We start from the raw sequence: 5,616 nt of genomic DNA, 5'->3' as shown, positions 1-5,616 counted from the left end.
CCCCGGGGGAAGCCCCGAGCCGCCCGGCGGACCGGGAACCGGCGCGGTCGGCGCCCGCCCGGGGTCAGTGCCCGGCGGTCAGACCGTCCAGGTGGGACAGGTCGTTCCAGATCTCCACCGCCGGCGCGCCGTACTCCCAGGACAGCACGCAGAGCGCGGCCGTGCCGAGCTTGAACCGCTGGGCGAACTCGGGCGGCAGACCCAGCCAGCGGGCGGCCAGGATGCGCAGCAGGTGGCCGTGCGCGAACAGGACCACGTCCCGGTCGGCGCAGTGCATCACGGTGGTGTCCGGCTCCGGGACGCCGTGCTCCTCGTTGAGGCCGGCCAGGAAGGCGTCCACCCGGGCGGCCACGTCGGAGAGCTTCTCGCCGCCGGGCACCCCGTCGCGCCAGATCAGCCAGCCGGGGTGGTCGGTGGCCCGGATGTCCGCGCCGGTGCGGCCCTCGTACGCGCCGTAGTCCCACTCCATCAGTTCCGGGCGCTCCACGGCGCGGTCGCCGAAACCGGCCAGCTCGCAGGTCTCCTTCGCCCGGCCGAGCGGGCTGGTGCGGACGAGCGCGTCCGGCAGCCCGTTCCAGGGGGCCTTGGCGAGACGGGCACCGAGGGCCCGGGCCATCGCGCGGCCCTCCTCGGTCAGCGGGATGTCGGTGCGGCCGGTGTGGCGGCCGGTGGCGGACCACTCGGTCTCGCCGTGGCGGACCAGCACGATGCGGGCGGGCATGGGGGCTCCTAGCGACAGCAGGGCGGTGGCAACGGTCGGTCTCACCATTGAGCACCGGGCTCCATGATCCCCCACCCGGACGGCGGCCACGATCGCGGGGCCGTGGCGGCGGGCGCGGCCGCACGCCGGCGGGTGCGGTCCGCCGGGGGTCCGACCACGGCCGCCCCGGGTGCCGGCCGGTGCACCGGCCGGCGTGTCGACCGCCGTGCCGCCCGGTCGTCCAACGGCCGGTCCGCACCGCGTTGTCGGACCCGGATGCGACACTGGGCCGCACCATGAACGTCTCGACGAACGTCCCGCCGGGCGGGCCCGCTGAGCCGCTCGCCCAGCGGCTCGCGGAGCTGCGCGGACCGGCCCCGCAACGCAGTCTGAACGCCCGCTCCCTCGCCGCGCTCGCCGCCAATCCGGGCTGCCACCGCCGCGCCGTGCTCGACGCGGCCGGGGTGGACAAGTCCGCGCTGGCGGCCCGGCTCGGCCGGCCCGCCCCCTTCGGCCAGTCCCCCTTCGCCATCGCCCGCGGCGTGATCTTCGAGTCCCGGCTGAAGGCGGACGGCTACGCCCCGCTGCTGGAGCCGCTGCGCCACCACCTGGGCCTCCCGGCGGACGACCGGGCCCCGCTCCGGGTGCCGGACCTGCTGCACCGCTCCGGCCCGGCCGTACGCGCCGACCGGACGGCCGAGGCACTGGCCGCGGCCGCCGCCGACCCGGAGGCCTGGACGCTGCTCGACCACCCGATGCTGCGCCTGGCGGTGGCCGGCAGCACCGCCTACCTGGAGCCGGACGCCCTGGTGGTGCACGGCGGGCGGTGCACCGTGGTCGAGATCAAGTCCTTCCCGGTGCTGGACGGCAGCGCGGACCCGGCCAAGGTCGGCGCCGCCGCCCGGCAGGCCGCCGTGTACGTGCTGGCGCTCCAGCAGGCCGCCGCCGCGGCGGCCGGGCAGCCGCTCGCCGGGGACCCGTACACCGAGCAGCGGCTCGCGGGCAGCCCGCGCACCAGCGTGCTGCTGGTCTGCCCGAAGGACTTCGGCAACCGGCCGACCGCGGTGGCCGTGGACGTCCGCCGCGAACTGGCCACCACCCGGCGCCAGCTGAGCCGGATGACCGGCATCGGCCGGCTGCTGGAGGCGCTGCCGCCGGACGCCGGCTTCGACCTGGCCGCCGACGAGGACGGCGCGCCGGCCCGGACCACCGAGCAGCTGGCCGCCTCGGTCGAGGCGGTGCCCGCCGCGTACAGCCCGGACTGCCTCTCCACCTGCGAACTCGGCTTCCACTGCCGTGCCCGGGCCCGCTGCGGCGACCGGGTCGAGCAGCTCGGCCGGGGCGTGCGCGGCGAGCTGGGCAGCATCCGGACGGTGTCCGGGGCGCTGGCCGCCGCCGGCACCAAGGGCGACGACCTGGACGGCGCGGACGACGCCGCCGAACGCCTGGCCTACGCGGCCGCACTGCGCGCCGAGGCCCTGGAAGCGGCGGCCGCGGCAGCCACGGCCGCCGGAGCCGGCGCCCCGGGGGCCGTCGCATGAGCGGGCGCGACGCGGGAGCGGCCCCGGCCGAGGGCCGCGAGAGCACCGCCGGGCGAAGCGGGGCGGGCGCATGAGTCTGCTCACCACCCTCGCCCGGCTGGAGGCCGTCCGCAGCGGCCGGGCCGAGCCGCTGGCCACCGTCCGGCACCGGCACCTGTCCGACCGCCCGATGGTGCTGGTCCCGCTGACCGCCGCCGGCGAGTCCGGCGCGCCGCTCGCGGTGCTGCTCGGCACCGACCGGGACGCGCCCCGGCTGCACCTGGTGCCGCAGCCGCTCAACCGCACCCTGCGGTTCGACTTCCTGGCCGAGCTGGCCGCCGACCTGCTGCCCTACCTGGAGTCCCTCGCCGAGGACGTCGAGCAGATCGAGGGCTCCGAGAAGGACCCGGAGAGCGGCGAGAAGACCCAGGTGTTCCGCGAGCTGTGCGCGGACGCCCCGCAGCTGATCGTGCCGAACGGCGCGGGCGTGCACCACCTCGCCCTGATCGGCCGCTCGACCCGTTTCCGCCGCACCGCCGAGGACGCGGAGCCGGGCCCGTACCCGGCGCCGGTCCGGGTGCCGCTGCTCGGCCGCTGGCTGACCCACCTCACCGACCGCGCCCAGGTGCCCGGGTCCTCGCTGCTGCTACCGATGACCGGCCTGCTGGCCCGGCACTGGGCGACCGGCCAGAGCCACCTGGAGGACCAGCACCTGGCGGCCCGGCTCGCCTGGCACCACCCGCCGGCCGGTCTGACCGGCGCGCAGGCGGCCGAGCTGGCCGAGTCCGCCCGGGACGACCGGGGGCAGCTGCTGCACCCGCCGGCCGGGCCGACGACCGACCCCCGCTTCGACGAGTTCGTGCTCGCCCCGGCGATCACCCGCTACGACTCCGCGGTGGGTGCCCTGCAGCACAGCACCGAGCAGCGCGACGAGGCCGCCGCCGCACGCGCCCGGGCTGCCGTGCGGGCCGCGGTGACGGCGCTGGAGGAGGCGCTGTCGACCGTCCTGCTGCCCACCTGGCGGGACGTCTGGCAGGGCCTGGACCTGCTGCGGACCCTGCCGCCGGCCGGTCACCTGGAGGAGCGCTGGACCGGCGACCGCTGGTCCTACACCGGCCACCGGGACCGGCTGGCGGCCGGCGAGCCGCCGCAGCCCCGGCAGGACGACGCCGTCACCGCCGCCCGCAAGCTCGCCCAGCGCGAACGCGAGCAGGCCCGGCTCGACGTCCAGGAGGCGCTGGACGACCCGCTGGCGATGGCCGAGCACCGGCTGGCCGGCGAGGCGTTCAGCGGCGTGGTCACGGAGGTGGTGCCGGACTGGGACACCACCGGCCGCTCCCCCAAGCCGCGCCCGCTGGTCACCCTGCGCACCGCCGACCGTCCGCACGCGGACCTCGGCCGCGAGGTGCACCGCGTGCACGGCGCGTCCGCGCAGAAGGCGGAGATCGTCGCGGTGGACACCGCCGGGGGCACCCTCACCCTGCGGGTGCTCTCCGGCATGGGCCGCCGGAAGGAGCCGGAGCCGGGCAGCCTGCCCGAGCCCGGCGAGTCGGTCACCTTCACCCTGTTCGAGCTGACGGTGCGCCAGTCCGCGCCGCTGCCCGAGCCGGACGACACCCCTTGGACCCACGGCGGCCCGCCCGGCGCCGCGCCCGTACCCGCCCCGTCCGCCCCGTCCGTCTCCGAGGAGTGGGAGTGAGCCGTCCGATGACCCCCGAGCAGGCCCCGGGCGAGGCCGCCGACGCCGCGGTGGCCCGGATCCTGGCGGCCACCGTCCGGCCGCCGTCCGGCGCCCCGCGCGGCGTGGTGGTGGACTCCCCGCCCGGCGCCGGGAAGTCGACGCTCGTGGTGCGGGCCGCGCGCGAGCTGGTCGAGGCCGGCGAGCGGCTGATGATCGTCGCCCAGACCAACGGCCAGGTGGACGACCTGGTCGGCCGGCTGGCCGGGAAGGCGCCGGAGCTGACGATCGGCCGACTGCACGCCGCGGACTCCCGGCCCGGCCCGGAGGTGCTGAAGCACGCCAACGTGACGCCCTCCGACAAGGTCGCCGACCTGGTCGAGCACGACGTGGTGATCTCCACCTCGGCCAAGTGGCAGTGGGTGCGGGCCGAGGCCCCGTGGCGGCACGCGATCGTCGACGAGGCGTACCAGATGCGCTCGGACGCCCTGCTCGCGGTGGCCCGGCTGTTCGAGCGGGCGCTGTTCGTCGGCGACCCTGGCCAGCTGGACCCGTTCACCGTGGTCGGCACCGAGCAGTGGGCCGGGCTGTCGTACGACCCGTCCGGCAGCGCGGTGGTCACCATGCTGGCGCACAACCCGGAGATCGAGCCGCACCGGCTGCCGGTCTCCTGGCGGCTGCCCGCCAGCGCCGCGCCGCTGATCTCACGGGCCTTCTACCCGTACACGCCGTTCCGTTCCGGCACCGGCCCGGACGACCGCCGGCTGACGGCCTCCGTGCGCCCGGACGGCTCCGCCCTGGACGCGGTGATCGACCGGGCCGCCGAGCACGGCTGGGCGCTGCTGGAGCTGCCCGCCCGGCACACCGTACGGACCGACCCGCAGGCCGTGGCGGCCGTCGCGGCCACCGTCCGCCGGCTGCTGGAGCGGGGGCTGACCGCCCACTCCGAGCAGGGCGAGGCCCCGCTCACCGCGGACCGGGTCGCGGTCGGCACCGCCCACCGGGACCAGGCGGCGGCCGTGCGCGCGGCGCTGCTCAAGGCGGGCGTGCCGGTGGACGGCGCGGCCGGTCCGGCCGTCACGGTGGACACCGCCAACCGCCTCCAGGGCCGCGAGTACGACGTCACCGTGGTGCTGCACCCGCTCTCCGGGCGCCCCGACGCGACCGCCTTCCACCTGGAGACCGGCCGGCTCTGCGTGCTCGCCTCCCGGCACCGGCACGCCTGCATCGTGGTGGCCCGGGCCGGGATCGCCGAGCTGCTGGACGAGCACCCCGCGACCGAGCCGGTGCAGCTGGGCGTGCCGGTGACCTTTCCGGACGGCTGGGAGGCCAACCACCAGGTGCTGCACCACCTGGGCGGCCACCGGGTCCACCTGAGGTAGCCGCCGGTGTCAGTCCTCGGTCTCGCAGACCGCGAACGCCACCACCGGGCCCCGCTCCGTCTGTGCGCTCCACCCGCGCCCGTCGGCGGTGGGGCCGGTGGCGCGCACCGGACCGTCCGCGTCCGGCTGGAGCCGGTAGCCGCCGCCGGTCAGGTGGGTTCCGGACGGGCAGGTCGCCGTCGAGACGCCGTCCGCGCCGCTCGGCTCCCCGGTGACCACCAGGGCCGTCTCGGCGGCCGCGGCGGGCGGGGCGACGGCGGCGACCGCGAGCAGCGCGCCCGGCAGGGACAGGACGGACAGGGCGAGGGCCGTGAGGCCTCTTCTCACTCGCATGGG

The 5,616-nt window shown here is 77.6% G+C and carries 4 protein-coding genes and 1 pseudogene; 3 read left to right on the top strand and 2 right to left on the bottom strand.

Annotated elements, in window-relative coordinates; all coding sequences use genetic code 11:
* Nucleotides 1–64: 64 nt before the first annotated feature.
* Nucleotides 65–721 (bottom strand): histidine phosphatase family protein, encoded by a 657-nt coding sequence (locus tag ACIQOV_RS24795; RefSeq protein ID WP_401051892.1) that lies wholly within the window; start codon nucleotides 719–721, stop codon nucleotides 65–67.
* 275 nt (nucleotides 722–996) lie between these two features.
* On the opposite strand from ACIQOV_RS24795, the gene ACIQOV_RS24790 reads away from it, so the two are divergent.
* The 3 genes from ACIQOV_RS24790 (at nucleotide 997) to ACIQOV_RS24780 (ending at nucleotide 5,280) form a co-directional block, all read left to right on the top strand.
* A complete protein-coding gene (locus ACIQOV_RS24790) occupies nucleotides 997–2,241 on the top strand; it encodes a hypothetical protein (RefSeq protein WP_401051889.1) in 1,245 nt (414 codons plus the stop codon).
* A gap of 70 nt (nucleotides 2,242–2,311) precedes the next feature.
* The gene (locus ACIQOV_RS24785) at nucleotides 2,312–3,919 is read left to right on the top strand and encodes a hypothetical protein (RefSeq protein ID WP_401051887.1); all 1,608 of its coding nucleotides are present in this window, start codon (nucleotides 2,312–2,314) and stop codon (nucleotides 3,917–3,919) included.
* Nucleotides 3,920–3,927: 8 nt separating this feature from the next.
* Nucleotides 3,928–5,280, top strand: coding sequence for an AAA family ATPase (locus tag ACIQOV_RS24780; protein ID WP_401051895.1), 1,353 nt, complete (start codon nucleotides 3,928–3,930; stop codon nucleotides 5,278–5,280).
* A 9-nt stretch (nucleotides 5,281–5,289) separates the two neighbouring features.
* Here the strand turns inward: ACIQOV_RS24780 and ACIQOV_RS24775 are convergent.
* Nucleotides 5,290–5,616: pseudogene (locus ACIQOV_RS24775) on the bottom strand (hypothetical protein); the annotation flags it as partial.

This window comes from Kitasatospora sp. NPDC091257 (assembly GCF_044757675.1).
GTDB classification, from domain to species: Bacteria; Actinomycetota; Actinomycetes; order Streptomycetales; family Streptomycetaceae; genus Kitasatospora; species Kitasatospora lactacystinica.
The sequence above is the reverse complement of the archived record's forward strand: the minus strand, read 5'-3'. Positions and strand labels throughout refer to the sequence as shown.

Coding starts and splice junctions, on each gene's coding strand:
- ACIQOV_RS24795 (WP_401051892.1), bottom strand. CDS start 721: ATGCCCGCCCGCATCGTGCTGGTCCGCCACGGCGAGACCGAGTGGTCC.
- ACIQOV_RS24790 (WP_401051889.1), top strand. CDS start 997: ATGAACGTCTCGACGAACGTCCCGCCGGGCGGGCCCGCTGAGCCGCTC.
- ACIQOV_RS24785 (WP_401051887.1), top strand. CDS start 2,312: ATGAGTCTGCTCACCACCCTCGCCCGGCTGGAGGCCGTCCGCAGCGGC.
- ACIQOV_RS24780 (WP_401051895.1), top strand. CDS start 3,928: ATGACCCCCGAGCAGGCCCCGGGCGAGGCCGCCGACGCCGCGGTGGCC.